This is a genomic window from Lacticaseibacillus jixianensis (assembly GCF_003946485.1).
GTDB lineage: Bacteria > Bacillota > Bacilli > Lactobacillales > Lactobacillaceae > Lacticaseibacillus > Lacticaseibacillus jixianensis.
Window position 1 is genome coordinate 1 of sequence record NZ_RHOJ01000033.1, and the last position, 26,685, is coordinate 26,685.

The following is a 26,685-nucleotide window of genomic DNA, read 5'->3' on the forward strand; positions in this document are numbered from 1 at the left end:
CACGCAAGGTCTTGGGCTGGAAGACACCAGCTGAAGTCTACCTAGGTAAAAAGTTGCACTTGATTTGACAATTCGTCAGAAAAATAAACCCCAGCACTTTAGCTAGTGACCAGCTAAAATGGGGGTCCGCGAAAAGCCAGCAGCGCTAGAAATTTGTTGCTTAATTCGCCACAGAAATATCATATTTTAAGCTCATGCTTGTTATTGTTAGTGAGCACCTAGAGCATCCATTCGTTTTAGCGAATGTGGCAAAAATGGGGCAATTTGTTTTCAAACTGCTCCAAAATACGGCAACAAAAAATCCCAGAATGCCGTTATACCGGCGTTCCGGGACGCATCGAAACGTATGAAAAGGTACTTTCTGGAGACGACGGGAATCGAACCCGTGTCCATCAGCCTTCCTACCAACAGCTCTACACTCATAGTGCGCCTACTTGGGATTTCGCATTGCGCGAGCGCCGACGCGCAGGGCTAACGGCGCAATGCTAACCTGATTATCTCTTGACCGCGCCTTCAGGTGGGAGGGCGACCCGTAGCACTATTGATTGAGACCCAGATCCGGCGCTAGTGCGACACCGGGAGGATCACGCTAAAGGTTGTTGTTAGGCAGCCAGAGCGTAAGATGATTCATTGTTGTTTGCAGTTAAAAACTGTGTTCCGTTGATGACGGAGCCGAGCCTCCGGAGTGCACCACTGGCGAAACGACCAATGTCGAGACCATTACGTCCCCCTAATTGCAACCTAAAGCATAGCACGCACCTAAAACCTTTGTCAAAAATGGCCGCAGCGTGCTACGCTGGATTTATAATTGTAGAGTGAACGAATAATTCGAAGAGGCTATGAAATGAAAATCTTGATGATTGAAGATAACGAGAGCGTTGCTCAGATGATGGATATGTTTTTTAAAAAAGAGCAGTGGGAAGTCGCCAACGCCTATGACGGTGAGTCGGGCCTGGCGATGTTCAAGGCGGCGCCAGAGTCGTTCGACATCATCACGCTGGACCTGAATCTGCCGAAGATGGACGGGATGGAGGTCGCCCAGGAGATCCGCAAGCTGTCCAAGACGGTGCCGCTGATCATGCTGACGGCCCGCGATTCCGAAAGCGACCAGGTGCTGGGCCTGGAGCTGGGCGCAGACGATTACGTGACCAAGCCGTTTTCACCGATCACGCTGGTGGCGCGCATCAAGGCGCTGCACCGGCGGGCGGAGACCGTCGAGCAGGCGGCCGAACCTACCGCGGCGCCGGCCGGGGACTTCGACGTGGTCACGGACCACTTCAAGCTGAGCACTAAGACGCGCGAGGCCTACCTGGACGGTGAGGAGATCGCCGGGCTGACGCCGAAGGAATTCGATCTGCTGCACACGCTGGCGGGCAACCCCAAGCAGGTCTTCTCCCGCGAGCAGCTGCTGCAGCTGGTGTGGGACTATGAGTACTACGGCGACGAGCGCACGGTCGATGCCCACATCAAGAAGCTGCGCCAGAAGATCGAGAAGGTCGGACCGCAGATCATCCAGACGGTCTGGGGAGTCGGGTACAAGTTTGACGACTCCGGGTTGAATCAGTGAAACTGCTCTATCAACAGATGCTCGCCTTCTTTGGCGTGCTGATCGTGGCGATGGCGATTATTTCCGTCATGTTCATTCGCTCGACCTCGAACACCGTGTGGCAAAACAGCTTCAACCAGCTGGAAGAGTACACGGACGTTTTGAAGGACCACGCGGTGGACCCGAACACCTACCTGATCAACACGGAGTTCATCACGCATTCCGAAGAGATCCTGAAGAAACAGAACGTCCACTTCCTGATCTACGACGCGACCAATACCGTGCGCTACCCCCAGCAGGTGGCGGACGGCGGCGCCACGGCGATCGCGAGCAAGTACTGGACGGAGCTGAAAAAGGGCACGGCGGTCGCGCTGCCCGAGCTGACGCGCAATCCGCGCAACGGCAAGGCGCAAAGCATGACCATCTACTACAAGCCCGTTTTTCTGTCGGGCAAGCTGTTGTTCGTGATCGCGGCGTTTGCCCCGGTGGATAACATTCAAAGCTCGCTGCGCCAAACAGAGTACAACCTGTTCATCGCGTTTCTGCTGTCGCTTTTGGCCGCCATCGTGTTGAGCTACCTGCTGGCGCGCTATCAGGTCAACCGGATCAACCGGCTGCGGCAGGTCACCCACCAGGTCGCGGAAGGCAACTACGACGTCGATGTGAAGCTCAACAGCAAGACCCATGACGAAGTGGCGGCCTTGGCCGATGATTTTCAGGACATGGTCGGCTCGTTGCGCGACAGCCAGGCGGAGATCCACCGCCAGGAGGAGCGGCGCCGGCAGTTCATGGCCGACGCGGCGCACGAGATGCGCACGCCGCTGACGACGATCAATGGGCTGCTGGAAGGGCTGGCGTACGACGCGATCCCCGAGGAAAGCAAGGGGGAGTCGATCCAACTGATGCGCAGCGAGACCAACCGGCTGATCCGGCTGGTCAACGAGAACCTGGACTACGAGAAGATCCGCACCAACCAGATCCTGCTGAAGAAGCAGACCTTCAACGCGGCCGAGGCGCTGGGCGACATCACCGTGCAGCTCAAGCAGAAGGCGGAGGACGCCAAGGACCAGCTGATTTTGAAGGTGAGCCCGGCCGTGCTGGTCTACGCGGACCGCGACCGCTTCGTGCAGGTGATGGTCAACGTGATCCAAAACGCGATTCAGTTCACGCAAAACGGCACCATCACCATCGCGGCCAAGACCGGCTACCACCAGACGGAGCTGAGCGTGGCCGACACCGGCATCGGGATGACGAAGGACCAGGTGCAAAACATCTGGGAGCGTTACTACAAGGCGGACCCGTCCCGCAAGAACACGAAGTACGGTGAATCGGGCCTTGGCCTGGCCATCGTCCACCAGCTGGTCACGCTGCACGGCGGCACCATTGACGTGACCTCCAAGGAAGGTGTGGGCACGACGTTCACGATGACTTTCCCGGACGCGGAAACCGCGCCCAAGCAGGCACCGATCACGCACACGGCCTAACAGGAGCAAGCCCCAATTGCCTCGCCGCGGTTCCTCAAGCGCCGCCCCAGGCCCCAAGCGTCTTTGCTTCGCGCTTCCCAAGCGTCTTTGCACTGCGATTCCCAAACCGAATCGCGCTGCCGAGGCGCTTTTGTTATTGAACGGGTTTTTCGTTCACCTGTTCACGCTTCGTGATACAATGAGGCTATTTGATAGGGAATCGAGGGTGCGTTGTGGAAAAATACTATATCGTCGATAGTTCGATCCTCCCCGATGTGGTGGAGAAGGTGATCGCCGCGCGGACGATGATCGAAAACGGCCAGGTGCGCCAGGTATCCGAGGCGGTTAAGCAGGTCGGGATCTCGCGGGGGACCTACTATAAGTACAAGGATTACGTCTTTCTGCCCGATGCCGGGCTGGCCCAGCGCAAGGCGGTGATCTCGCTGATGCTGCACCACGACCGCGGGATCCTGTCGGAGGTGCTGACGACCTTGTCCGGGGCCGATGCGTCGATCATCACGATCAACCAGAACATTCCGATCCATGATTGGGCCAGCGTTGTGATCTCGTTTGACATCAGCAGCCTCACTGGCACGCTGGACAGCCTGCTGGCGGCCCTTAAGAAGTCCCACGGGGTGACCGACGTGACGCTGATCTCGGTGGAGTGACTGCAAATTAGACTTGCAAGTGAATTTAATGAGGTATATTCTAATTTGCAAGTACAATCGCGGGTTTTGAGTGTGGCCCCCTTTGTCCATTCTGTGCAGTCCTTTGGGGGGATCTGGCCATGACTCGGATCGTAAAAGTGTTTATCGGGGTGCTGCTCGCGCTGATCATTGTGCTCCCGGCGTTATTGTTGGTCGGGCTGATCGTACTTGTCTCCGTGATCGCCGCTGGGACCACGATGGTGGGGGCGCTGGGGGTGGCGCTGCCGCTTTTGCTGGCGGCCCTGCTCGGGGTGCCGCTGGTCTGCGCGGGTCTGCTGCTGGGACTATGGTTTATGCGGTTCCACCACGCCACGCTGCACGTGACGGCCAACGGGGTCAAGCGGGTGCTTAAGGTCCGCATCGACCTGTCCGGCCGGCAGGTGCTGCGGCAGCTGTACAACGAAACCGTCATCGCCCACCAGCACGGCGCGCACTGGTGGCCGGCGTTTGACGAGGCCGTGGACGGCTTTTTCCACGACGAGCTGCGCGACTACCTGCTCCACCAGGTCAGCGAGCAGTACGGCCTGGACGTGGCCACGGTGATGAGCCTGGCGGACGATCAGAGTTATCATTTCTCGCTGTAACCAAGTCGGCTGCGCTTACGCGGCTAAAGCATTTGACAAAAGGATCCCAGCACCACGACTCGCCAAAACCGAATCGTGGTGCCGGGATCCTTTTGATTGCCGTGGTGCACGTTGACTGGCGCACGGTGAGGTGCGGTGGCGCGGCGGAAAAGCAAGGCCGCAGCGCCATTGCGCGCCTCATTCGTAGCTGTTGCCGCCGTTGTGGCCGCCGACCAGGCTGGCGCGCTGGATCGCCGTGCCGCCGCGCAGCTTGCTTTTGGCGTAAACGATGGCCGTGAAGCCGAACTTGCGCCGCAGCTCGTCGACGGTGCGGGCCAGGTCCGTGGCGCGCACCTGCTCGTCGACGGGGGTGAGCAGGTCGAGCTGCTCGCCGGTGTCCGGCGCCAGGCGGCCCGTGTAGACGGCCACGTTGCGGATCACCTCGCCTTGCCAGTAGCGCCGAAACAGCATGATCAGCGCCTCGTTCAGCTCGTCGTTGCGGTTGGTCGGCAAAAGTCGGGTGGTGTGGCTGAAGCCCGAGCGGCCGGTCGCCTCTGCGCTGGCAAAGGAGAAGCCGATGCTCAGGCTGATGCTGCCGGCCTTCTTGCGGTGGTGGCGCAGGCGGGCGGCGACCTGCTCGCCGATCTCCTTGATCACCAGCTCGATCTCGCCTTGGATCGCGTAGTCGCGCGGCAGCACCTGGGAGTTGCCGATGCTCGGGGCCTTTGTCGGCACGCGCTCAGCCAGCTGTGTGCGGTCGATCCCCCAGGCCAGGGCGAACAGCTGCTGGCCCATGATGCCCATTTCCTGCTCCAGCAGGTACGGGTTGGCGTGGGCCAGCTCGTCGATGGTGTGGATCCCCAGCCGGTTGAGGTGGGCGGCGGTGCGGTCGGCGATGCTCCAAACCGCAGTCAGGTCCTTGATCGACCAGAGCTTCTCCGGCACGGTGGCGTACGTGATGGTGCCGATGAAGCTGGGCTCGTGCTTGGCGTAGATGTCCAAGGCGATCTTGGCCTGCACGGGATTTTCCCCGATGCCGACGGTGGTGTACAGGCCCAGCTCGTCGTACACCGTTTTTTGAATGCGGCGGGCGACCTGGCGCGGGGTATCGCCGAACAGCTTCCAGGAGTGGGTCACGTCCAGGATCGATTCGTCGATCGAGTAGGGCCACAGGTCGCTGTCGGGAACGAAGCGGCGGAAGATGTCGTTGATCTGCAGGTTGCGCTTGATGTACAGGTTCATGCGCGGCGGCACGACGATCAAGTCGGGGTCGTCGGGCAGGTCACGCTGGCGGCTGACGTTGGCCTTCAGCCCGAATTCCTGCTTGGCGCGCGGTGAGGTTGCCAGTATCAGCCCGCCGTTGGTGTTGGGCTGCTCGGACATCACGACCAGCGCGACTTGAAGCGGGTCCCAGCCGCGCGCGGTCGCCTCGACGGACGCGTAGAAGGACTTGTTGTCGATCAGGAAAAACACGCCGTGCGGTTCGTGCTGGTAAAGTGGCAGCTCCTTCATGGTGATCACCTCTATCACCATTATACGAACACATGTTCCCGATGGCAAGCGCGGGGTGCGGCCGGCCACCGGTCAAAGCCGGCGCGGGCCAGGCGGGGCGTGGTATACTGACGGGAGTAATTAAATAATTTATTGAGGTGATCACATGGCGGTTTTAACTGAGACTTACACGCTGCCAAACGGCGTCAAGATCCCCCAGGTGGGCTTTGGCACCTGGCAGATCCCGAACGGTGAGGCGGCGTACAACGCCGTCGCCGAGGCGCTGCGGCAGGGCTATCGGCACATCGATACGGCGCACGGCTACGGCAACGAGGAAAGCGTCGGCAAGGCGATCCGCGATTCCGGCATTCCGCGCGACCAGATCTTTGTGACGTCCAAGCTGCCGGCGGGGGCCAAGACGGCCGAAGCGGCGCAGGAGGCGTTTGAGGAGTCCATGAGCCGGCTGAACCTGGGCTACATCGACATGTACCTGATCCACGCGCCGTGGCCGTGGGACGACTTTGGCGGGGATTACCGCGAGCAGAACCGGGTCGTTTGGCAGCAGATGGAAGGCTTTTATAAGAGCAAAAAGGTCCACGCCATCGGCATCTCGAACTTCAACGTCCGCGACCAGGAGGACCTGTACGCCCACTGCACGATCAAGCCGATGGCGCTGCAGCTGCAGTACTACATCGGCTTCACCGAAGACGACAACGTGCAGTGCGCCAAGGCCAACGGGCTGCTGGTCGAGGCCTTCTCGCCGCTGGCCACCGGTTTCTTGCTGAACAACGCGGCCGTGCAGGCGGTGGCCGACCACTACCACGTCGGCGTCGCCCAGGTCGCGCTGCGCTACGTCCTGCAAAAAGGGCTCCTGCCGCTGCCCAAGGCGGTCAGCCCGGCGCACATTGAGGCCAACACCCAGCTGGACTTCACCATCAGTGAAGCCGACATGCAGGTGCTGGACGCGCTGGAAGACACCGCGCCGGGGGAAGACAACAACCGGTACTAGCGCAGGCTGAAGCGCCAGTGGCGCCCGCAAGCAATCACCGCGCCGCTCATGGAGACATTAAAACGCCTATGTGAGTAAGACAAATTACCCCTAGTCGCGTTCCACAAAGCAACGCCCAGACACGCAAACGCCCCAGCATCGCGATTCGAAGTACGAATCGTAATGCTGGGACGCTTGCGTTTTGGACTAAAACCGCTTTGTGTCTCAGCCTCATAGGCGTTTGCTTTTGGGAAGAAAATCAGGTTAGGCCTCGGCCTGGTGCGCGCTGTCTGCAGTCAGCGGCGGCACGGTGGTGAAGCTGGTTTCCGGGTGGGCGGCAAGCAGGCTCTGATCCGGCGTGAACACCACCAGCCGCGTCTGGGTGCCGGCCAGCGTGCTGGTCGCCACGCTCAAGAAGGCGCGTGTTTCGGTCGGGGTCATGCCGGCGGGCAGACCGTTGGCGAGGATCACCGGGCGCTGGCTGAGCACGCCGCGGAAGAACTGGACGTACAGGCTTTCGGTCGGCGTCAGGTGGTCGGCGGTGCGCTGCAGGAAGCTGACGTCTTCGCGGAACACCGGCGGCAGGTTGGCCAAGCTGTTCTCGCGGGTATTGATCAGCAGGTTGGCCCGGACGGTCAGGTAAGGCACGATGCCGGGGTCCTGCTCGTTGATCAGCGCCACGGCCTTTTCGCAGCCGCTGGTCAAGAAGGCCTGCGCGTAGTCCTGGAACGCTTGGGTGCGCGTCGCCGCCGCGACGGCGATGAAGCTGAGCGTACCGGCCGGAAACAGGCCGAACACGCGCGTTTTAAAATCACGACTCATTTGCGAATGGAAAAGGGTCATCGAGTTCGCTCCTTTACGACTGGTGATCACGAACTAGCGCCTGGCTGCGCAGCAAGCGGCGCCGCAGCTGACTGAGCTGCAGGTAGGCGGCCAGGCCCGCGCCCACTGCCAGCGCCAGCGCGCCGCCCAGGATCGTGGGCAGGGTGCCGGCCAGCGGGAAGAGCAGGTGCGAGGCGTCTGGCGGGCCGGGGAAAAACAGGCCCGGGCCGGCGAATTCGATGAGTTTATGGCTGAACAGGGTTTGCATACTTTGCGTCAAAGAGGACGTGCTGATGCGGCGGCCCAGCTCGGCGCTCAAGGCGGCGCTGGCCTGGTCGTGCAGCAGGCGGTTGGCCTGCGCCCCCACGAGCAAGACGAGCAGCAGGGTGAGCAGGCAGGCGGCGGCGAAGGTCAGCAGGCTTTCCGTGACGTACTGACCAGCGATGGCCCACGGGCGCTTGCCGAGCATCAGGTACGCCTCGGACTCGCTGCGGCGCCGGTGAGCGGACCACCAGCCAAACGTCAGGCTGAGCAGCAGCGCCGCGGCGACGAGGATCAACCAGGCGATGGCGAAGTGCTGGTCGACCGCTGCGTAGCTGTTGTTGACCGCCGCGGCGACGGGCCCGGCCTGCGCTCCGCTGGGCGTCAGCAGGCGCAGCCGCGCCAGAAAGCCCTGATGCATGTCACTGGTGGCTTGGCGCAGGGTCCACAGCGCCAGGCTGGCCAGCAGGAACACCAGCACAGCGGCCGCTTCCAGCAGGTACCACCGCTTGTGATACCGGATCGCGCTGACGACTCGTTCCATGAACCGCATGCTCTTCACCACCTTTACTGGGCAAGTATAGCGGGGACTTTTGAATAAAGTGTGAAGCGGCCGCGAAAAAAGCGGTGCGCCCGCCGTTTCGATGCAGGGCATGGCGCCTAGCGCGGGCGCAAGGTTGCCCGAGCGGCAGTGGCGCACCAAAAAAGGACCACGGCAAATGCCATGATCCTCCTGGTTTTACTTTTGGCTGCTTGCCTCGGCCTTGACCTTGCCGGCCAGCTGGTCCTTGATCTTGGCCGGGTAGGTGGTCAGGATGTCCGGATTGTTGGCCACTTCCGGCGCGTCGGTGTGGAACTGGGCCACCGTCGAGCGGTCCTGGTGTTCGCTGAACACCGAGGTGGAGCGCTTGCCCGCCTGGTTTTCGACGTGGCGCATCTGGGCCAGGCTTTGGGTGAAGTTCTTGGTGGTCGGGTTGACCGGGGTGTAGCCCTTTGGCACGTAGAAGCGCAGCAGGTTCTTGTTGGCCAGCAGGTCGGACAGCGCCAGCGCCTGGGTGACGTGCTTTTGCTTGAGGGCCAGCTGAGCCGCCTCGGCCTGGTCCGGGACCACCGGCTCGCCCGTTTTATTGTCGTAGACCTTGTCGCTTAAGACGGTGTAGTTCGGCGTGACAAAGTCGTGGTTGCGGAAGATCACCGTGGTGTCGTGCTGCGCGGCCAGCAGGTCCGTCCCGAACTGCACGAAGTGGTGCGTCGAAACGCCCAGCAGGTGTTCCAGCGTCGGCAGCACGTCGATCTCGCCGCCGTACGTGTGGTTGACGCCGCCCTTCAGGCCAGGCATGTGGAAGATCAGCGGCACCCGCTGCAGCTGGGTGTTGTCAAAGGCGTTCCAGTCGCCGGCCGTCGCGTTGTGCGTGAGCTTGGCGGCGGTCGGATTATCAGTGCTCGTCAGCAGGCTCGCCAGGTTCTGGTTGCGGTCGTCGGACAGGCCGAAGTGGTCGCCGTACAGCATGACCATCGAGTGCTGCTCGAGCCCGGAGCTCTTGAGGTAGGCGAAGAACTCGGCCAGCGCCTGGTCCAGGTAGTGCGCCGTGCGGAAGTACCCCTTGATGTAGGCGTCGTCGGTGTCGGCCTCGGGAAAGTCTGAGTCCTCATCCGTGATGAAGAACGGAAAATGGTTGGTGGTGGTGATGATCTTGGCGTAGAACGGCTGCTGGAGGTGCTCCATGTACTTGATCGACTCGCCGAACATCAGCTTGTCCTTGATCCCGTACGCGGTTTGCGCGTCGGCGTCGTGGTTGTAGAACGTGCCGTCGAAGAAATAGTTGTAGCCGAGGCTCTTGTAGACGTTGTTGCGGTTCCAGAAGGTGCCTAGGCCCCCGTGAAAAACGGCGGTGGTGTAGCCGGCATACTGCTCCAGCAGGCTCGGGGCGCCCTGGAAGGTGTTGTCCGTGCCGAGAGCGGTGAACAGCGAGCCGGACGACAGGCCAAACGTGCTGGTTTCCAGCATGTTCTCGGCGTCGGACGTCTTGCCGATGCCCACCTGGTGGTAGAAGTTGTCAAAGCTCAGCGTGTCTTTCTGCTTGATCAGGGAGTTCAGAAACGGGGTGACCTCCTGGCCGTCGACCTTTTGGCCCAGCAAAAACTGCTGGAACGATTCCAGGTGGATGATGATGACGTTCTTGCCCTTGGCGGCGCCGTAGTAGCTGACGTTCGGCGCGGCGTAGTGGTGCTTGGTGTACTGCAGGATCTTGGCCATGTCGGCGCTGTCGGCGGTGGCTCGGACCTGGTTGTTGCGCGCGGTTTGGTAGCCGTCGTAAATCGTGAACGGCACCAGGCCCAGGTACTTGACCGTGTAGTTGTGGTCAAAGTTGCGGGTGAGCAGCTGCGGGCGGTTGAGCTCGCTGATTGCCATGGTGACCCCAAACAGCGCGATGGCCAGCAGCGACACCATCTGCGGCAGGTGGTACCGGACCGGCCGGCGGTCCAGCGTCAAGCCGAAGTGCGGCCACTTGAGCGGCGCGTGATGGATGTAGCGCCAGAGGTTGACCAGCGCAAAGCCGAGCGCCACTAACAGCGCCGCCAGTACGTCCAGCCAGTAAACCACGTCGCGCGGGGTCATCATGTTCAGCGAGCTGGTGCCCAGCCCCTGGGCGACCTTGGAGACGCCCAGTACGGTCTGCACGGTGAGAAAATCCGTGAACTCGCGGTAGTAGAGCACGTTGGCGAACAGCAGCAAGTTGAGCAGGAGGTAGATGATGATGGCAGTGGTATAGGCCCGCTTCGGCTTTTTCACGTACAGGGCGAGCCCCAGCAGGAGGGCAGAGATCCCCAGCGGGTTGATGACCAGCAGGAGCTGCTGCAGCACACCGGTGGCGCCGAGCGTAAAGTCGACGAAGTAGGCAAATTCGGTTTTCGCCCACAGAAGGGCCAGCAGGATCGCCAGAAAGCCGATCCTGGTCGTTTTAAGCCGAGTGAGCAGGTTCTTCACGGTGCGCCTCCTTACAAAAATAGTCGTTGTCATTGTACCTGTCTGAGCGAGGCGGGGCAAACCAGAACCCGGCCGGCGCCGCATTTATAAGAATGACTTAAACCCTCGGGCTGCTCTGAGAGCCGCTGGGGGTCATTGCTACAATTAATAGTAGAAAATAAATTGGAGGCTGCCATGATCTTTCTGGGCCCGTTATATCAATATGCAGAGGCCAAGCTGGCCGGGCACATCAACCACTGGCCCTTGGTGCAGCTGATCATCTACAGCCTCGACAAGACCTTGTTCTACCTGCTGATCGCCTTGGTGCTGCGCTGGGCGTACCTGCGCCTGCGCCACCAGCGGCCGCGCCTGCGCGGTGAGGTGCGGTGGGTGCTGTTCACCGGCTACCTGCTGATGCTGCTGATGCTCACCGTGTTTCGCAACCACTACCTGCCGTGGCAGTGGACGCTGCACCTGGACCGCCCGGTGAGTGACATTAACCTGACGCCGCTGGTCAACACCTTCAAGCTGCGGTTCGGCAGCCCGGTCGACCTGTGGTACCAGTCGCTGGGCAATGTGGTCTGGTTCCTGCCGTTTGGGTTCATGCTGCCAACGCAGTGCCGGCGCCGGATCGGGGCGGCGGGGGTGCTGTGGCGGGCGGCGCTGCTGTCGGTGGTCATCGAGTCGCTGCAGTTTCTCCTGTACACCGGGGTCGCCGACATCGACGACGTGCTGTTCAACGCCCTCGGCGGCCTCATCGGTTACTTTCTTTACCGGTTCCTGTTCGGTCGGCCCAAGCGCTGACCGGGCGGGGACCGTTTTTTTCTGAAAAGAGTGCTGAAATTTTCTAGTAACTGAAAGTAAGTCAGAAATAAGCCGCTTTTTGAAAAAAACTTTCCCGCGGCGCGTATACTAGCAGCGGGGCCGAAAGAAAAGCAGTGGTTTCACCGCTTTGTCCGGGTGCCAGCGACTGTTGCAACCGGCTTCAGAAACCGCTTGCCCGCGCGGCTGGTGCGGCCTGCAGGGTTGTTTGGAAAACGAACTCACGATAAACTATTTACTTGTGACTTTCACTTTTTAGTCTGTATTCAACCGATAAGGAGACGACTCATGGGAATTATTATCGCGCTGATCCCCGCCATCGCTTGGGGATCCATCGGCTTAGTCAGCGGCAAGCTCGGGGGCAATGCTTACCAGCAGACGCTGGGGATGACGTTCGGGGCCTTAGTCTTTGGCATTGGCACCTACCTGATCGCTCAGCCCACCCTGGACGCGCGCGTCTGGTTGTTCGGCATTTTGTCCGGCTTGTTCTGGAGCCTCGGGCAAAGCCAGCAGTTCCAGGCGATGAAATACATCGGGGTCTCCTTGACCGTGCCGATGTCCACCGGCATGCAGCTAGTCGCCAACACCCTGGCCGGCGCGCTGCTGTTTGCCGAGTGGCAGACCACCAAGGCGGTCGTCCTCGGCCTGCTCGCGTTGTTCGCCCTGATCGCCGGCGCGATGCTGACGTCCCGCCGCGAAAAAACCAACGAGCCTGGCGTCACGAATTACGGCGCCGGCATCCGCACGCTGATCATCTCCACGGTCGGCTATGCCGGCTACACCATCGTCGTGAAGGCGGCCGTCCTTGGCGCCACCGCCGTTGTGTTGCCGCAAGCGGTCGGCATGGTGATCGGCGCGCTCTTGTTCTCCATCGGCCACCACGCGTTTGCCAAGGCGACCGCCAAGAACGTCGTTACCGGCCTGCTTTGGGGCACCGGGAACGTGTTCATGCTGATGGCCATGGCCCAAGTTGGCCTGGCCGTCGCGTACTCCCTGGCGCAGATGGGGATCGTGATCTCCACGTTTGGCTCGGTCTTCCTGCTGGGCGAACGCAAGACGCACAAGGAAATGACCTGGATCACCTGGGGGTCGCTTTTGATCATCGCCGGGGGCGTTATTTTAGGCCTCATGAAATAGGGGATCCGGTTCTGCAATGGGTTGTTACCTGCGCAGGACTTTTTACTTTTGGTAGCCGCTTTCTTGCTTTTTGCGTCGGCGTTGCTTAAAGTGGTCTATGTTAAAGACGAATAGGAGGAACATATCATAATGGCTCACATTTCATTTGATTCATCAAAGCTCTCTAAGTTTGTTCACGAAAATGAACTTGGCGAGATGCAGGCAATGGTGACCGCCGCAGACAAAGAACTGCGCGAAGGCACCGGTGCCGGTAACGACTTCCGCGGGTTCTTGGACCTGCCTGTCAACTACGACAAGGATGAATTTGCTCGCATCAAGGCCGCTGCCAAGAAGATCCAAGGCGACTCTGAAGTCTTCGTTGCCATTGGCATTGGCGGCTCCTACCTCGGTGCCCGCATGGCCGTGGATTTCCTGTCACACACGTTCCGCAACTACGAACCAGGCCGCAAGCTGCCAGAAGTTTACTTTGCCGGCAACTCCATCTCTGGTTCTTACCTTTCCGACCTGATCGACATGATCGGCGACCGCGACTTCTCGCTGAACGTCATCAGCAAGTCCGGGACCACCACCGAACCTTCCATCGCATTCCGCGTGCTGAAGGCCAAGCTGATCGCCAAGTACGGCAAGGACGGCGCCAAGGGCCGCATCTACGCCACCACCGACCGCGCCAAAGGGGCTTTGAAGTCCGAATCCGACGCCGAGGGCTACGAAGAATTCGTTGTGCCTGACGACTTGGGCGGCCGCTACTCCGTGCTGTCCGCTGTTGGTCTTTTGCCGATCGCCGTTGCCGGCGGGGACATCGACCAGCTGATGAAGGGGGCCGCTGATGGGCGTGAAGCCTATTCCGACGCTGATTTGAGCAAGAACGAAGCCTACCAGTACGCCGCTTTGCGCAACATTTTGTACCGCAAGGGCTACACCACCGAACTGCTTGAGAACTACGAACCAACGCTGCAGTACTTCAGCGAATGGTGGAAGCAGCTCATGGGCGAATCCGAAGGCAAGGACCAGAAGGGCATCTACCCATCAAGCGCCAACTTCACCACTGACCTGCACTCATTGGGCCAGTACATCCAAGAAGGCCGCCGCAACCTGATGGAAACCGTCGTTTGGGTCGACAAGCCGAACCACGACGTTGAGATCCCGGCAGAGCCAGGTTCCCTGGATGGCCTCGAATACCTTGAGGGCAAGAAGATGTCCTTCGTTAACCGCAAGGCCTACGAAGGCGTCGTTCTGGCCCACACCGATGGCGGCGTGCCAGTCATGACCGTCAACATCCCGCAGCAGGACGCCTACACGCTCGGCTACATGATCTACTTCTTTGAAGCCGCGGTTGCCATTTCCGGCTACCTGAACGGGATCAACCCATTCAACCAGCCAGGCGTTGAAGCTTACAAGAAGAACATGTTTGCCCTGCTTGGCCGCCCAGGCTTTGAGGACATGACCAAGGAACTGAACGGCCGCCTGTAATCCCAAGGCTTTCGGCGTTTCCTCGGTTAATCTAGAATATTAACATGGCGCCCGTAAAGTGGGCCGGCATGCCACGCGGTTTAGACCGGGTGGCTGGCGGCGCGCTTTGCGGGCGCTTTTTTTGATGTGCCAAGTCATCGTTTAGCTTGCGGCTGACTTTTTGTACCTGCAGGGGGACGATGGGATGTCATACGACCCAACAGTACGGATGTATGGACGGCTGACCCGGATGACAGGCTTGATGCTAATAGAATGCCAATGTAATGCGCTTAGAAATATAACGTGATAATATTGTTCTTGAGGTGATAATCATGGCGACGAAAGAGAAGTCCCCAACAACGCTGCGTCTAGATAAGCAGACCAAGGAAGAAGCCCGTCAAGTCTTTGCTGAGATGGGCATGGACTTTACTACTGGTATCAACATCTACATTAACCAAGTCGCGCGGGATCATAAGCTACCATTCACGCCTAGTGCTGTTGACCCACTAGATGCTGCAACTGAGCAAGCGCTAGCGGATATGGCCGCCGGGCGTATGACTGATTATAAAGATTTTGAGGCATATCAGCGTGCCATGGACAAACTGTCAACTACCACCAAATGAATTCGATAGTAGTCGACAGGATGAGAACAAATAACGCCCCGCAACTAATATAAGCTGCGGGGCGTTATTTTGGGTTAGCGCTTTGCTCTGCGGTACCCCGCCGCGCGGGCTTGCTGCTCGGTGGCGAAGTAGACGGCGTTGCTGGAACTCATTTTGTAGCCGGCCTGGCCTGGCACGTGGTAGATCTTGGACTTGCGGTTGCCGATGATTCGCCGGGTGGCGGCGGTGTTTGTCTTGCCACGGGCAGGCGCGGGTTTCGCCTTGGGTTTGGAGGTGCTGTGGGGTTTCGGCTTCGCGGCCGGTTTGGTCGCCGGCTTTGGCTTGGGGGCGGGCTTGGCCGGGATGGTTTCAGCCGCGCTCACGACGCTGGTCCCGTCGGCGTAGTTGATCTTGACGCCGGCCTCGACGTTAAAAATGTAAACGTTGAAGCTCACGCCGCGGGCGCCGACGCCCAGCGCCATCATGTGCACGCCGGCGGCCAGTCGGTTTTTACCCTGGTAAAGGGGCCGCACGGAGTAACGAACGTAGGCGCGCGGGTTCTTTTTCATGAAGTACGCGATGTCGTCCTCGTAGCGCAGCATCGCCGGCGAGTTCAACGAGCGGGTACCGGTGATGAGGTTCTTGGGATTGTTGTTCTGGCCGGTGAGCTGGTAGCCGATTAGGTGGCTGCGGTTGTACAGGTAGCCGCTTTTGAGCTTCTTGTTGTGCCAGCCGGTGGGATCCCAGGTGAGCTCCTGCCGCTTGGCGGTTGGCATCATGGCCTTGTTCATCAGGGCTTCGGCATCCACGGCCCGGTTGAGCGCGTCAAGGTTAGCGAAGCGCTGCCAGCTGCCGCGCTTGGTGCTGAGGTCGGCGGTGGTGAAGGTCGGCTTGCCACCGTTGACGTTGACGGTTTGCGCGCCGTGGTACTTCAGGTAGGCGAGGCTCTGTTCGGCCTTGGCCTGTTTCTGCGCGGCGGCTTTGGCTGCCGCGGCCCTCTTTGCTGCTGCTTGCTTGGCTAGCGCTGCTTTTCTTGCCGCGGCCTGTTTGGCTGCAGCTTGCTTGGCCAACGCGGCTTTTCTGGCTGCCGCCTGTTTGGCCGCCGCTTGCTTGGCCAACGCCGCTTTTCTTGCTGCTGCCTGTTTCGCTGCTGCTTGCTTGGCTAACTCGGCTTTTCTTGCTGCTGCCTTCTTTGCCGCCGCTTGCTTGGCTAACTCGGCTTTTCTTGCTGCTGCCTTCTTTGCCGCCGCTTGCTTGGCTAGCGCAGCTTTTCTTGCTGCTGCCTGCTTCGCCGCCGCTTGCTTGGCTAGCGCGGCCTTCTTTGCCGCGGCCTGCTTGGCTAGCGCGGCTTTTTTCGCTGCCGCCGCTTTAGTTGCTGCGGCCTTGCGCTGGCTTGCCGTCAGGACGCGTGGGGCGCGCGTTGCCGCCTGGACCTGGGCGACGGGGCTGGCGGCCGCGAGGTCAGTGCCGCCGGCCGTGCCGATCCCGAGGGCAAGGGCCAGGGTGGCTGCCGCCTTAGCGACTCGGCGCCAGGGGCGGTGGTGCAATTGGTGTGTTACCAAGAAGAATCTCCTCCAATATTCGAATGTCTCTATTATGCGGTTAGAATCGGATGCGGTCTAGTTATTTCGGTGATTGGTTGCGCTAGTCTGGGCGCGCACCACTTTGCGGCACTTGCCGCTTTCGGCCGTTCCGGCATCCAGCAAAAAAGGCTCCGCAACGAGAACGTTGCAGAGCCTGGCGTGATCAGCGTTGAGACTTGCGGTAGCCCGCGGCGATGGCTTGCTGCTCGGTGGCGAAGTACACAGCGTTGCTCGAATTCATGCGGTAGCCAGCCTGGCCGGGCAGGTGGTAAATCTTCGAGTTGCGGTTGCCGACGATCTTGCCGGTAGTGCCGGTGGTCATGTTGCCGCGGGCGACTGGCGCGTGGGCGGCACTGGCAGCCGGGGCGCGCGGCGTGCTGGCCCGGCCGGACGCGGGCTGAGCGGCGGCTGAGGTGGCGGCGGCGCTGACGACGCTGGTGCCGTCGGCGTAGTTGATCGTGACGCCGGCTTCAACGTTAAAAATGTAGATGTTGAAGCTCAGGCCGCTGGCGCCGATGCCCTGGGCCATCATGTGCACGCCCGAAGCCAGAAGGTTGTTGCCCCGGTAGACGGGTCGCACCGAATACCGGACGTAAGCTTTGGGATTGGTCTTCATGAAGTAGGCGATGTCGTCTTCAAACCGCAGCATCTCCGGCGAATTCAGGGAGCGCGTGCCGGTGATCAGGTTCTTCGGGTTATTGTTCTGGCCCGTAAGCTGGTAGCCGATCAGGTGGCTGCGGTTGTACAGGTAGCCGCTCTTGAGCTTTTTGTTGTGCCAGCCGGTCGGGTCCCAGGTGAGCGGCTCGCGCTCGGCCGTTGGCATCATGGCCTTGTTCATCAAGGCTTCGGCGTCCACGGCCCGGTTGAACGAGTCGAGGTCCGCGAAGCGCTGCCAGGTGCCGCGCTGGGTGCTGAGGTCGGCAGCGGTAAACGTGGGCCGCCCACCATTGATGTTGATGGTCTGGGTGCCTTGGTACTTCAGGCTGGCCAGGTTTTGCTCGGCCTGCGCCTGTTTGGCCGCGGCCTGCTTAGCAGCTGCCTTCTTTTCGGCGGCGGCCTTTTCAGCCGCTTTGGCGGCGGCTTCCTTGGCTTTGCGCGCCTTTGCTTCGGCCTTACGCGCCTTCGCTTCGGCTTTTTCGCGCTTGGCTACCGCCTTGCGCTTGCTTGCGGCCTTTGCCTGCTTGCTTTTCTGCGTCGTTTTGACCGGTGCCGGCGCGCTGCTGCAGGCGGTGAGGCTGGTCGTGCCTAGGCCAAAGACAATGGTTAGCGCGGCGGCGGTTTTGACCAGCCGGCGCCAGGTGCGGTGCTGCATGTGCTTATCCCCCAAAATGTTGTTCCTCCTCTATTCGTCTCTCCCTATTATGACCGACGCACGGGGGCGGGTCGAGGCATAATCGGTGATGAATTGATTAAATCGGCGAAGGCGGCTTTGACCGCACCAAGGCCCTGTGCTAGCGTTAACTTATCAATAATGAAAAGGTGATTTCATGCTCAATGTTGGCGTGATCGGACTCGGCGGCATCGCCCAAAAGGCGTACCTGCCGACTTACGCAACCATGCAAGACCAGGTGCAGTGGTACCTGGATACGCGCGATTTAAGCAAGCTGACGAAGCTTGCGAACCAGTACCGGCTGACGGCGGCGGGCACGGACCTGGCGGCGCTGGACAACCTCCACCTCGACGCGGTGATGATTCATGCGGCCACCTCGGCGCATTACGCGCTGGTCAAGCATTTTCTCGAACACGACGTCAACGTCTACGTGGACAAACCGCTGGCGACGACCAAGGAGGCCGTGCAGGAACTGTACCTGCTGGCCGCGCAGCACCGCAAGCTCCTGACGGTGGGCTTTAACCGCCGCTTTGCCCCGATGATCGCGGATTTGGCCCAGCTGCCGGATAAGAACGTGATCCAGGTCGTGAAAAACCGCGTGGCCAGTCCGCAGCCGGCCGGCGAGGCCATTTTTGACCTGCTGATCCACCCGCTGGACACCGCGCTCGCGCTGGCTGATTTCCCGGCCGCGCCCACGGCCCGCTACAGCATGCACGCCGATAAGGACGGCAACCTCGAGCAGGCGACCGTCAGCTTCGCGGCCCAGGGCATGCGCGTTGAGGCCGGCATCAACATGGTCGCCGGCGCGAACCTGGAGGAAGCGACCGTCAGCACGACCCACGGCGTCTACCGCGTGCAGGATCTCAGCCGCCTGGAGGCCTACACCGAAGCCGGCCTGACCACCACGCAGGCGCCGGACTGGGCACCGACGCTGGAGACGCGCGGGTTTGCGCCGCTGGTGCGGGCGTTCATTAACGCTGTGACCAACCAGACGGACAACCCGGTCGCGCCGGAAAGCAGCCGCATCACGCACCAGCTGCTGGCGGACATGGTCGCCCAGCTGCACTAACTTCAGCACTAGAAAAGCCGCCAGTAATGGCGGCTTTTCTAGTGCTTGCCGGATTCGGCAGCCTTGATCGTGAGGACGCCCACGGCCAGGGCCATGGCGCCTGAAACGAGGGTGAGACCGCCGGCCACGGTGGTCAGGATGCCGAGGGGCAAGAAGCGACGTTTTTTCATGGTGAGACCTCCTGATGCAAAAAGATGTGATTGACTGCCTTCAGTGTACACGCCTGGCGGGCAGATGGCGACTCCGATTAGACCGGCGCAGCGGCGCGGGTCTTATTTTATTTTAGAACGGGCGTTATCCGTGCAATTGGGTGAACCAACATGCTAGATTTAAGTTAAACCTAGTAAACCAGTTATAATAATGATAAGGAGGCACCAATATGGAAAAGCCAATTAGCGTCCCCAAAACGCAGGCCAAGGCGCGCCCCCAAAGCCGGGTCGGCGCGACCATCACCCTGAGCGTGGGCATCCTGCTTGCGCTCCTCTTCGCGGCTTCCACGGCCTACTCTGGGATGAAGGCCGGACTGACCGTGGCCGCCGGGATCCCTGGGGCGATCATCGGCTCGGCCGTCGTCAAGGCCTTCGCCCGCAAGCAGGGTTTTGCCGGCACCAACCAGATGCAGGGCATGGCCAGCGGGGGCGAAACCGTCGCCTCGGGGATGATCTTCGTCCTGCCGGCGATCCTGTTGATCGGCGCGCAGATCAGCTTTTTCGAAGCCGTGCTGGTCGGCACGCTGGGCGTGCTGTTCGGGATCGGAACGGCCTCGATCGTGGAGAATCACCTGATCGTCGGCAGCAAGGACAGCCTGCTGTACCCGGAAGCCATGGCGATCTCTGAAACCATTCGCGCCAGTGCGGAAGGTGGCAAGGGACTGAAAATGATGGCCTCGGGCTTCGGCATCGGCGGCCTGCTCACCATGGCCACCGGCTCGATGTTCGGCTGGATCAACAACCATTTCGTCATGTACGGGCCAAAAGACTTCAAGTGGAAGTTTGAACTGGAAGTGAACCCGCTGCTGGCCGGCATCGGCTTCATCGTCGGCATGCAGGTGGCCCTGCAGATGTTCGCGGGCTCGCTGCTGGCCAACTTCGCGATCGCACCGCTGATCGGCTACTTCACCGAAATGGCGCACGGCTCCAACGAGGTCTGGAACGCCGCGGGCACCGCGGTCAACACGCTGGGCTTTGACGGCATTGCCGGCAGCTACAACCGCTACCTCGGCGCCGGCATGATGCTGTGCGGTGGTCTGATCGGCGCGGTGAAGCTGATCCCGGTCATCGGCCGCTCCCTCAAGGTCGCGTTCGGCGGCAAGGAAAAGAAGTCCATGTTCGGCATCGCGCTGCTGGGCTTTGCCATCCTCGCCGTGTTCGTCCTCAGCAGCATTTTCTCCGGCAACATTCTGATCGGCCTGCTGGGCGGCGGGCTGGCGATGGCCCTGGCGTTCGTCTTCGTGGTCGTGGCGGCCAACCTCACTGGGACCATCGGCACCTCCAACCTGCCTGTTTCCGGGATGACCATCGCCTCCTTGGTGCTGCTCACGGTGCTGTTCGTGGCGATGGGCTGGACGTCTGACTTCGACCTGCGCTCGCTGCTGTTGCTGGCGACCTTCGCCGTGACGGCCATCAGCATCGGCGGCGGCTACTCCCAGACGCAAAAGGCGACGGAACTGGTCGGCGCCAAGCGGCCGAAGATGCAGCGCAACTTCCTGCTGGCCGCCGTGCTCGGCGTGATCGCCGTGGTCGGGGTGATCGTGGTCCTGGCCGGCCAGCTGGCTGACACCGGCGCCAACGCCGCGTTCGCGCTGCCGCAGGCGAACCTGATCGCCGCGCTGACCTCCGGGATCATCAAGGGCGAGCTGCCGTTCACCATCATTTTCATCGGGGTGGTGATGGGGCTAGTGATGCACTTCCTCAAGCTGCCGATCATGACGGTTGCGATCGGCTTCTACCTGCCAATGGCCACCGTGGCGATCATTCTGGTCGGCGCGCTGGTCCGGAAGGTCGTCGAGGGGAAGGGCAAGCCGGCAAACCAGGAACGCGTTCAAAACGGCGTGTCCCTTTCCTCTGGCCTGATCGCCGGCGGCTCGATCGTCGGCCTGACAGGGATCCTGCTGTCCATCAGCGGCCTGGTGACCCACGGCACGCCGACTGGGTTCCTCGCTAGCAACGGGGCGGCCATCGTGCTCCTGATCAGCTTGGTCGCCGCAATGTTCTTCGTCCTTCGTAAATCTTCTGTAAAGGCGAAAGCAAGAGAATAATGTGACTATTTTTAAGCCACCTTTGAGCTGATTAATGAAAACCCCTGTCACCGCAAGCGTGATAGGGGTTTCATTGATTGTGACAAATAGGTTAAAAATACCAGGCTGAATTTGCATCAATGTAAATATTGTGTATAATAAGCACCATACCAAATAAAAGAATTTGAATTTGAGTCTTCACGGAGCGTTCAGGCGGCCTGTTAGGCACCTGAGCGGCGATGTTAATCGGCCCGCGGGGAATCCGAATTTTGAATAAAAAGGAGGATGACGCAGATGGTCACAGTATTAGTAGGAGCAGCTGCACTATCGGTCAACGGATTGTGGGTTTACGCAATGTTTGACCGCGCAGGGCGGACCTGCCGTCACCAAAGCACCCCAAACATGATGGTCGCTAGAAAGAAATAGTACCCAGTTTGGCGTGGAAGGGCGTCGCTGCAATTGTTGCAGCGGCGTTTTTTTGTAAGGTGCAGAGACTTGGCGGGCTTAGCGGAATGATTAGCCCAGGTTGTGGCTTTACCTGCGCAGCAGGTGAAGCCGCGACCGTAGCTAATCACTTCCGCGTTGCCAAGTCGGCGCCCGATTAGGTAAGGTGCGCAGAGGTCGACGAACTTAGCGGGATGGCTAGCCTAGCTCAGCGCATTGAAGCCGTTCTTTGGCTTCGAGGCGCTGAGCGTAGCTAGACACTCCCGCGTTGTCGACCCGAAGCCCGTTTAGGTAAGGTGCACAGAGGTCGTGCACTTAGCGGGATGGGCAGCCGCTACGCGTGTCAGCCTATACGCCATAAATGGCTACAGGCTGAGCATATCCCAAGGCATTGCCGGCGCTTTTTGCCGGCGAGGCCTTGGCCGTAGCTGGATGCTCCCCCGTTGCGACCTCGGAGCCCGTTTAGGTAAGGTGCGCAGAGGTCGACGAACTTAGCCCGACAGCCAGCCTAGCTCCGGGCATTGCCAGCGCTCTTTGCTGGCGAGGCTTAAGGCGTAGTTGGGCGCTCGGGCGTTGTCGACCCGGCGCCCAGTTTAGGCCCACATTGCGACCTCGAAGCCCGTTTCGGTCAGGTGCAGAGACTTGGCGGGTTTGCGGAATGACTAGCCGCTTTCCTGTCACGGCTTGATATACGCATACCCCTCATGCTGCCGCTTGGCGAGCTCAAACACGCCGGCGGGCACCACGGTGAGGCCCGGCTGCAGATCTGCTTCCGCGACGTGGTGGCTCGCCATCGCGTTGTGGCAGACGACGACCGTTACGCCAGCCTTGACCAAGGGCGCAAGGTCGATCGCGCTGCCAGTTTTAGCGTCGACCACCGGGGCACCGTTGATCAGCAGCTCCACTTGGCCTTGGACCCCAGCCGCTTTGGCCGCGGCAAGGTAGTTGGGCACGTTGCTCAGGACGGTTGGCCATTTTGCTGACTCGTCAATGTGAAAAATTGTGTTCATGGCTAATTCGCTTCCTTATCAAAAGTATAACGCGCAGGGCTAGATTGCCGGAACTTTTCGGTCGGAAATGGTTGACAACCAGCCTGAATCCTGTAAACTAATATACGTGCTCAAATGACATTGCCCGTTAGTCAAGGGGTTAAGACGCCTGGTTCTCAGCCAGGAAACACGGGTTCGAATCCCGTACGGGTGATAACAACAAGAAATGAAAGCTCCGAAATGCCTTTCCAAAGGTATTTCGGAGCTTTTTTTGAAGAAAATAGACGGAAAGGAAGGCGATATTGTATCGGCCGTCAAAAGGGGTTACGCGTCCAGCGCCGGAATGCGCAGACCGCGCAGCAGATCCGGCACATCAACGTCGAACTCACTCTTAATTCCGCGCCGGCGGTCGGTCAGGAAGAAGAGAACGTCGTGATTCTTAGGCATTGCCCAGTGGCCGCCGCGCACATTGTCGATGCCAAAGCGGGCCATGAGCGCAAGGGTCTTCGCGTCTTCGTAATGCTCAGAGTCGCGGTAAGTCAGCTTCCCCAAGTGCTCAAGTGACGCGAGCCCAATCGGGTGGCCGATGTGCGTGACACTGGAGCCCTCGCCAGACAGATGTTCCTTCAAGCGGCGCTGGGGGTTGTTCGTGACGCCAACGTAAAACTGACCGTTGGCCATGAGCAGGACATAGCGCCAGTAATCGCCGATGTGATCCTCACTCAGCGCAAACTTACGATCCGTGTCGTTGTGATTACCGGCAACAGGGTTAACGCCCTCGTTGCCGTCTTCGACCTCAGCAATTTCACCGTACATGCCATGGACGCTGCCAACCGCGGCGGGAATCGGCTCAACCTGGTCAAGCAGATGACTTTCCCGGGCGCCTTGTTCGACGACCACCTTCAGCTCGTCTTCCATCTGCTGCATGAGGCCAAAATACTGGTACGCCAGTGGCAACTGAAGCGAGAGCGCACGTTTGTCATTGCGCCAGACTAGGTTTGGCCAAGGCAGATCGCTTTCATTTTTAATGGTGCCGGCAAGGGCTTCTTGCAGCTGGTCCTCGCAGGGCCGCATGACGGCGCGCGCACGATTGGCGGTTGCGTCGGCGTCGGCCATGGTTGCCACGAGTTCGCTAAAGGGTTGAGCATAGGCGCAATAGCAGCTGCCATTAGACAGGGCAAAGTAATAGTTCCGGTTGTGGCTGCGGCGCGGAAGCTTGATGTGAGGGTACTGGCCCGTCAGCCGATGCTTCAGTCTGGTGGAAAATTTGGTGCGGGGAGCGCCGGGCCGAATCCCCGGTGCTGCGCCGCGGCTGTCCAAATATTGCCGAACGCGCCTGGTGACGGGAAGATAAAGCATGCCGACAATGATGGCCGTCAAGCCGAGGGCAATCACCCAGCACCAAAAGACATCGATCGGCCCCATGCCAGAAGACACGCGGTACACCGTCGCCCACTGGATGATCTTGTAATCGAAGTAACACGGACAAAAGAGCACATACAAGAAGAGCAATGCCTTTAGTCGCCGAAACCTTCGCCGTTTGGTGTGTACGGTCACCGAGACCGGCTGGGCGTGTCCAAATTGTGTTGTCTCCTCGTCTGCCATCATTCTTCCTCCAATTGACTTGCCAGGCATATTCAAGCCTAATGCTATTAAAATGGCCCACTATTTCCCTAATTATATCATTAGGCCAACACACCGAAGCGGCCAAAATGCTGAGGCAATCGTTTTCCGTTGCGAGCCTGCGAGGGGACATTAAGATGGGCCTGCACGGTTCGGCGCGCTGATCAGGACAACTGCCAATTAAGCCACGCAGCGGCCTGCCTGAAAAGGTGGCACTCGCCCCGGGTCATTTTCGACCTTGGCCGAAGCGCAGTAAGCCGAAGGAAAAAGTTAGCCTACCCGAAAAAAGTTCTTGCAATTCCATTGAGAAGGGGTAATATTACAAATGAATTTGAGCGGGCGCTCAGTCAGTAAGGGCGCCGGACCGAATTTCTAAACCAATAGAAAAGAGGCAGAACACATGGCGACAGAACTTACTCGCGCTAACAAGTTGTTCAGCAGTACGGAAAATGAAACAAAGGACCAGGCCAGCCTAGGTGAAGTCAACGGATCGGTCGCGGTGCCCCACAACGCCGGCTTCTTCAAGACCCTCCGCGCGTACATGGGGCCGGGGGTCCTGATCGCGGTGGGGTACATGGATCCCGGCAACTGGATCACGTCGATCGCCGGGGGCGCCCAGTTCCGGTACACGCTATTATCAGTCGTTCTCATCTCGAGTCTGATCGCGATGCTGCTGCAGTCGATGGCGGCTAAGCTCGGTATCGTCACCGGCAAGGACCTGGCCCAGCTCACGCGGGAGCACACGAACAAACCGGTCGGCTTCATTTTGTGGGTGATCGCCGAACTTGCAATCATGGCAACGGACGTGGCTGAGATCATCGGCTCGGCGATCGCCATCAGGCTGCTCTTCAATATTCCGCTGATCGTCGGCATCGTGATCACCGCGGCAGACGTCCTCATTTTGCTGCTGCTGATGAAATTGGGCTTCCGCAAGATCGAGGCCATCGTCGCGACGCTGGTCGGCGTGATCTTTCTGGTTTTCGCTTACGAGGTCTTTCTCGCCCAGCCAAGCGTGACCGGCATTCTGGAGGGCTACCTGCCTGTTACCAGCATTCTGACCCACAAGTCGATGCTGTACCTGAGCCTCGGTATCGTGGGGGCGACGGTGATGCCGCACGACCTGTACCTGGGGTCGTCGATTTCCCAGACCCGCCAAGTGGATCGGCAGAACCGCGAAGACGTGGCCCAAGCGGTCCGCTTCTCCACGATCGATTCAAACATCCAGCTGTTCATTGCCTTCATTGTGAACTCCCTGCTTCTGATCCTCGGTGCCGCGTTATTCTACGGGACCGCAAGTTCAGTGGGTCGGTTCGTGGATCTCTTCAACGCGCTGGGCAACAAGCAGGTCGTCGGCGCGATCGCCAGCCCGATGCTGTCCATGCTGTTCGCGGTCGCCCTGCTGTCGTCGGGGCAGAGCTCGACCATCACCGGCACGCTGTCCGGTCAGGTCATCATGGAAGGCTTTATTCATCTGAAAATGCCGATGTGGGCGCAGCGCCTGCTGACGCGGCTGTTGTCGGTGACGCCGGTGCTGATCTTCGCCATTTACTACCACGGCAACGAGGCGCAGATCGAGGGCCTGCTGACCTTCTCGCAGGTCTTCCTGAGCGTGGCGCTCCCCTTTGCCATCGTGCCGCTGGTCAAATTCACCAGTGACCGCACGCTGATGGGGGAGTTCGCCAACCGCCTGTGGGTCCGCGTTGCGGCGTGGACGGCGACGATCGTGCTGATCGGCCTGAACGGCTGGCTGATCCTGCAGACGCTCGGTTTGTTCTAAACCAAAAGGCCCATTGCGGGTCTTTTGGCGTCTTAACAGGGAAAGTTAGTTATACTGAACTTGAAAGGGGGTGCCGAGATGACGACAGAAGCGGAATCACAGCGGGCCAAGCTGATCGCGGTGGCGCGCGAGAAGTTTGCGACCAAGGGCTTTGAGGCGACCACGACCCGCGAGATCAACGCCGCGGTCGGCATGGCGGAAGGGCTGCTTTACTATTATTTTCCCCATGGCAAAAAGCAGCTGCTGGACACGATCGTTCAAGCCGGGGTGGCAGAACGGCTCGCCCAGGTTGACATCAGCCTGGCCGGGGCCACTGACCTGGCAGCGATCGAGGCGGGGCTGATGCGCATCTTCGACCAGGTCTGGCACGTGTTTAACACGGAGTCGGGCTACCAGTCTTTCGTGATCACGATCCGCGAACGCAACCTGCTTTCGGCGCAGCAGTCGGGCTGGCTCGATCAGCTGCTGGAAAAAATCGCGGCGGCGCTGGCCAACGCGCTGGTGCGCGTCCAACCCCAGCTGCCGGCCCTGGCCGCCGCAGACTGCCAGACGTATAGCCGGGTGGTGCTCGCGGTGTTCCAAAAATCGCTGTACGACGAGCTGCTGATCCGCAACCACCGCCGCATCAGCAAGGCCAGCCGCGCCCAGGTGCAGACGGACTTGCACCTGCTGTTGAAGTTGGCCGCCGGCTAGCCAAGCAAAGAGGCCGAGACATAATTCTCGCCCAAAAGAAAAAGTCCTGAGAATCCGAATAATACGGAATCTCAGGGCTTCTTTTTGTGGGCACAGCGCCCATTCTCTGCTAACCTTAACTT

Annotated in this window: 22 protein-coding genes, 1 tRNA gene and 1 other RNA gene; 14 read left to right on the plus strand and 10 right to left on the minus strand. The window is 59.9% G+C overall.

Features of this window, described 5'->3' with window-relative positions:
* Positions 1–359: 359 nt before the first annotated feature.
* Positions 360–730, minus strand: a transfer-messenger RNA (tmRNA) gene (ssrA, locus tag EKM85_RS10485).
* A 114-nt stretch (positions 731–844) separates the two neighbouring features.
* On the opposite strand from ssrA, the gene EKM85_RS10490 reads away from it, so the two are divergent.
* The 4 genes from EKM85_RS10490 to EKM85_RS10505 all read left to right on the plus strand — a co-directional run bounded on the left by EKM85_RS10490 (position 845) and on the right by EKM85_RS10505 (position 4,300).
* Positions 845–1,567 carry a response regulator transcription factor gene (locus tag EKM85_RS10490; RefSeq protein WP_125586696.1) on the plus strand — a complete coding sequence of 241 codons (723 nt, stop codon included), beginning with the start codon at positions 845–847 and terminating at the stop codon, positions 1,565–1,567.
* A complete protein-coding gene (locus EKM85_RS10495) occupies positions 1,564–3,030 on the plus strand; it encodes a sensor histidine kinase (RefSeq protein WP_125586699.1) in 1,467 nt (488 codons plus the stop codon). Before EKM85_RS10490 ends, EKM85_RS10495 begins: the two co-directional genes overlap by 4 nt.
* Before the next feature lie 212 nt (positions 3,031–3,242).
* Positions 3,243–3,677: an ACT domain-containing protein gene (locus tag EKM85_RS10500; RefSeq protein ID WP_125586701.1), complete on the plus strand. Its 435-nt coding sequence runs from the start codon at positions 3,243–3,245 to the stop codon at positions 3,675–3,677.
* A gap of 119 nt (positions 3,678–3,796) precedes the next feature.
* Positions 3,797–4,300 carry a hypothetical protein gene (locus EKM85_RS10505; protein ID WP_125586702.1) on the plus strand — a complete coding sequence of 168 codons (504 nt, stop codon included), beginning with the start codon at positions 3,797–3,799 and terminating at the stop codon, positions 4,298–4,300.
* 177 nt (positions 4,301–4,477) lie between these two features.
* On the opposite strand, the gene EKM85_RS10510 is transcribed toward EKM85_RS10505, so the two are convergent.
* Entirely contained in the window at positions 4,478–5,791 is a 1,314-nt protein-coding gene (locus tag EKM85_RS10510) for a Y-family DNA polymerase (protein ID WP_125586704.1), read from the minus strand.
* A 145-nt stretch (positions 5,792–5,936) separates the two neighbouring features.
* Between EKM85_RS10510 and EKM85_RS10515 the strand changes: the two genes are divergently transcribed.
* Positions 5,937–6,779, plus strand: a complete 843-nt coding sequence (locus EKM85_RS10515) for an aldo/keto reductase (RefSeq protein ID WP_125586706.1) — start codon at positions 5,937–5,939, stop codon at positions 6,777–6,779.
* Positions 6,780–7,022: 243 nt separating this feature from the next.
* Here the strand turns inward: EKM85_RS10515 and EKM85_RS10520 are convergent, their stop codons facing one another.
* The 3 genes from EKM85_RS10520 to EKM85_RS10530 form a co-directional block, all read right to left on the minus strand.
* Positions 7,023–7,601 (minus strand): hypothetical protein, encoded by a 579-nt coding sequence (locus tag EKM85_RS10520; RefSeq protein WP_125586708.1) that lies wholly within the window; start codon positions 7,599–7,601, stop codon positions 7,023–7,025.
* A gap of 13 nt (positions 7,602–7,614) precedes the next feature.
* On the minus strand, positions 7,615–8,394 hold the full coding sequence (locus tag EKM85_RS10525) for an FtsX-like permease family protein (RefSeq protein ID WP_164510753.1): 780 nt from the start codon (positions 8,392–8,394) through the stop codon (positions 7,615–7,617).
* A gap of 186 nt (positions 8,395–8,580) precedes the next feature.
* Entirely contained in the window at positions 8,581–10,863 is a 2,283-nt protein-coding gene (locus EKM85_RS10530; protein ID WP_125586711.1) for an LTA synthase family protein, read from the minus strand.
* A gap of 141 nt (positions 10,864–11,004) precedes the next feature.
* Here EKM85_RS10530 and EKM85_RS10535 point away from each other — a divergent pair, with 141 nt between their 5' ends.
* The 4 genes from EKM85_RS10535 (at position 11,005) to EKM85_RS10550 (ending at position 14,840) form a co-directional block, all read left to right on the plus strand.
* Positions 11,005–11,613, plus strand: coding sequence for a VanZ family protein (locus tag EKM85_RS10535; protein ID WP_125586713.1), 609 nt, complete (start codon positions 11,005–11,007; stop codon positions 11,611–11,613).
* Positions 11,614–11,919: 306 nt separating this feature from the next.
* The gene (locus EKM85_RS10540) at positions 11,920–12,768 is read left to right on the plus strand and encodes a GRP family sugar transporter (RefSeq protein WP_125586715.1); all 849 of its coding nucleotides are present in this window, start codon (positions 11,920–11,922) and stop codon (positions 12,766–12,768) included.
* A 129-nt stretch (positions 12,769–12,897) separates the two neighbouring features.
* Entirely contained in the window at positions 12,898–14,238 is a 1,341-nt protein-coding gene (locus tag EKM85_RS10545; RefSeq protein WP_125586717.1) for a glucose-6-phosphate isomerase, read from the plus strand.
* Between the two features lie 311 nt (positions 14,239–14,549).
* Positions 14,550–14,840: a type II toxin-antitoxin system RelB/DinJ family antitoxin gene (locus EKM85_RS10550; protein ID WP_125586719.1), complete on the plus strand. Its 291-nt coding sequence runs from the start codon at positions 14,550–14,552 to the stop codon at positions 14,838–14,840.
* Between the two features lie 74 nt (positions 14,841–14,914).
* On the opposite strand, the gene EKM85_RS10555 is transcribed toward EKM85_RS10550, so the two are convergent.
* Positions 14,915–16,381 carry a DNA/RNA non-specific endonuclease gene (locus EKM85_RS10555; RefSeq protein WP_225418987.1) on the minus strand — a complete coding sequence of 489 codons (1,467 nt, stop codon included), beginning with the start codon at positions 16,379–16,381 and terminating at the stop codon, positions 14,915–14,917.
* Between the two features lie 184 nt (positions 16,382–16,565).
* Entirely contained in the window at positions 16,566–17,729 is a 1,164-nt protein-coding gene (locus EKM85_RS11735; RefSeq protein WP_225418988.1) for a DNA/RNA non-specific endonuclease, read from the minus strand.
* 160 nt (positions 17,730–17,889) lie between these two features.
* Between EKM85_RS11735 and EKM85_RS10570 the strand changes: the two genes are divergently transcribed.
* Positions 17,890–18,801 (plus strand): Gfo/Idh/MocA family protein, encoded by a 912-nt coding sequence (locus EKM85_RS10570; protein ID WP_125586724.1) that lies wholly within the window; start codon positions 17,890–17,892, stop codon positions 18,799–18,801.
* 38 nt (positions 18,802–18,839) lie between these two features.
* Here the strand turns inward: EKM85_RS10570 and EKM85_RS11670 are convergent, their stop codons facing one another.
* A complete protein-coding gene (locus EKM85_RS11670) occupies positions 18,840–18,971 on the minus strand; it encodes a hypothetical protein (RefSeq protein ID WP_263853305.1) in 132 nt (43 codons plus the stop codon).
* 209 nt (positions 18,972–19,180) lie between these two features.
* On the opposite strand from EKM85_RS11670, the gene EKM85_RS10575 reads away from it, so the two are divergent.
* Positions 19,181–21,058 carry an OPT/YSL family transporter gene (locus EKM85_RS10575; protein WP_125586726.1) on the plus strand — a complete coding sequence of 626 codons (1,878 nt, stop codon included), beginning with the start codon at positions 19,181–19,183 and terminating at the stop codon, positions 21,056–21,058.
* A 1,100-nt stretch (positions 21,059–22,158) separates the two neighbouring features.
* Here the strand turns inward: EKM85_RS10575 and EKM85_RS10580 are convergent.
* Positions 22,159–22,491 carry a DsrE family protein gene (locus EKM85_RS10580; RefSeq protein ID WP_125586727.1) on the minus strand — a complete coding sequence of 111 codons (333 nt, stop codon included), beginning with the start codon at positions 22,489–22,491 and terminating at the stop codon, positions 22,159–22,161.
* A gap of 121 nt (positions 22,492–22,612) precedes the next feature.
* Here EKM85_RS10580 and EKM85_RS10585 point away from each other — a divergent pair.
* Positions 22,613–22,684: transfer RNA gene (locus EKM85_RS10585), tRNA-Glu, on the plus strand.
* A gap of 110 nt (positions 22,685–22,794) precedes the next feature.
* On the opposite strand, the gene EKM85_RS10590 is transcribed toward EKM85_RS10585, so the two are convergent.
* Complete coding sequence (locus tag EKM85_RS10590; RefSeq protein WP_164510754.1) at positions 22,795–24,075, minus strand: GIY-YIG nuclease family protein; 1,281 nt, start codon at positions 24,073–24,075, stop codon at positions 22,795–22,797.
* A gap of 418 nt (positions 24,076–24,493) precedes the next feature.
* Here EKM85_RS10590 and EKM85_RS10595 point away from each other — a divergent pair, with 418 nt between their 5' ends.
* On the plus strand, positions 24,494–25,870 hold the full coding sequence (locus EKM85_RS10595; protein WP_125586731.1) for an Nramp family divalent metal transporter: 1,377 nt from the start codon (positions 24,494–24,496) through the stop codon (positions 25,868–25,870).
* A gap of 78 nt (positions 25,871–25,948) precedes the next feature.
* Positions 25,949–26,563: a TetR/AcrR family transcriptional regulator gene (locus EKM85_RS10600; protein ID WP_125586733.1), complete on the plus strand. Its 615-nt coding sequence runs from the start codon at positions 25,949–25,951 to the stop codon at positions 26,561–26,563.
* Positions 26,564–26,685: the final 122 nt, after the last annotated feature.

Coding starts and splice junctions, on each gene's coding strand:
- EKM85_RS10490 (WP_125586696.1), top strand. CDS start 845: ATGAAAATCTTGATGATTGAAGATAACGAGAGCGTTGCTCAGATGATG.
- EKM85_RS10505 (WP_125586702.1), top strand. CDS start 3,797: ATGACTCGGATCGTAAAAGTGTTTATCGGGGTGCTGCTCGCGCTGATC.
- EKM85_RS10510 (WP_125586704.1), bottom strand. CDS start 5,791: ATGAAGGAGCTGCCACTTTACCAGCACGAACCGCACGGCGTGTTTTTC.
- EKM85_RS10515 (WP_125586706.1), top strand. CDS start 5,937: ATGGCGGTTTTAACTGAGACTTACACGCTGCCAAACGGCGTCAAGATC.
- EKM85_RS10520 (WP_125586708.1), bottom strand. CDS start 7,601: ATGACCCTTTTCCATTCGCAAATGAGTCGTGATTTTAAAACGCGCGTG.
- EKM85_RS10525 (WP_164510753.1), bottom strand. CDS start 8,394: ATGCGGTTCATGGAACGAGTCGTCAGCGCGATCCGGTATCACAAGCGG.
- EKM85_RS10530 (WP_125586711.1), bottom strand. CDS start 10,863: ATGACAACGACTATTTTTGTAAGGAGGCGCACCGTGAAGAACCTGCTC.
- EKM85_RS10535 (WP_125586713.1), top strand. CDS start 11,005: ATGATCTTTCTGGGCCCGTTATATCAATATGCAGAGGCCAAGCTGGCC.
- EKM85_RS10540 (WP_125586715.1), top strand. CDS start 11,920: ATGGGAATTATTATCGCGCTGATCCCCGCCATCGCTTGGGGATCCATC.
- EKM85_RS10545 (WP_125586717.1), top strand. CDS start 12,898: ATGGCTCACATTTCATTTGATTCATCAAAGCTCTCTAAGTTTGTTCAC.
- EKM85_RS10550 (WP_125586719.1), top strand. CDS start 14,550: ATGGCGACGAAAGAGAAGTCCCCAACAACGCTGCGTCTAGATAAGCAG.
- EKM85_RS10570 (WP_125586724.1), top strand. CDS start 17,890: ATGCTCAATGTTGGCGTGATCGGACTCGGCGGCATCGCCCAAAAGGCG.
- EKM85_RS11670 (WP_263853305.1), bottom strand. CDS start 18,971: ATGAAAAAACGTCGCTTCTTGCCCCTCGGCATCCTGACCACCGTGGCC.
- EKM85_RS10575 (WP_125586726.1), top strand. CDS start 19,181: ATGGAAAAGCCAATTAGCGTCCCCAAAACGCAGGCCAAGGCGCGCCCC.
- EKM85_RS10580 (WP_125586727.1), bottom strand. CDS start 22,491: ATGAACACAATTTTTCACATTGACGAGTCAGCAAAATGGCCAACCGTC.
- EKM85_RS10590 (WP_164510754.1), bottom strand. CDS start 24,075: ATGGCAGACGAGGAGACAACACAATTTGGACACGCCCAGCCGGTCTCG.
- EKM85_RS10595 (WP_125586731.1), top strand. CDS start 24,494: ATGGCGACAGAACTTACTCGCGCTAACAAGTTGTTCAGCAGTACGGAA.
- EKM85_RS10600 (WP_125586733.1), top strand. CDS start 25,949: ATGACGACAGAAGCGGAATCACAGCGGGCCAAGCTGATCGCGGTGGCG.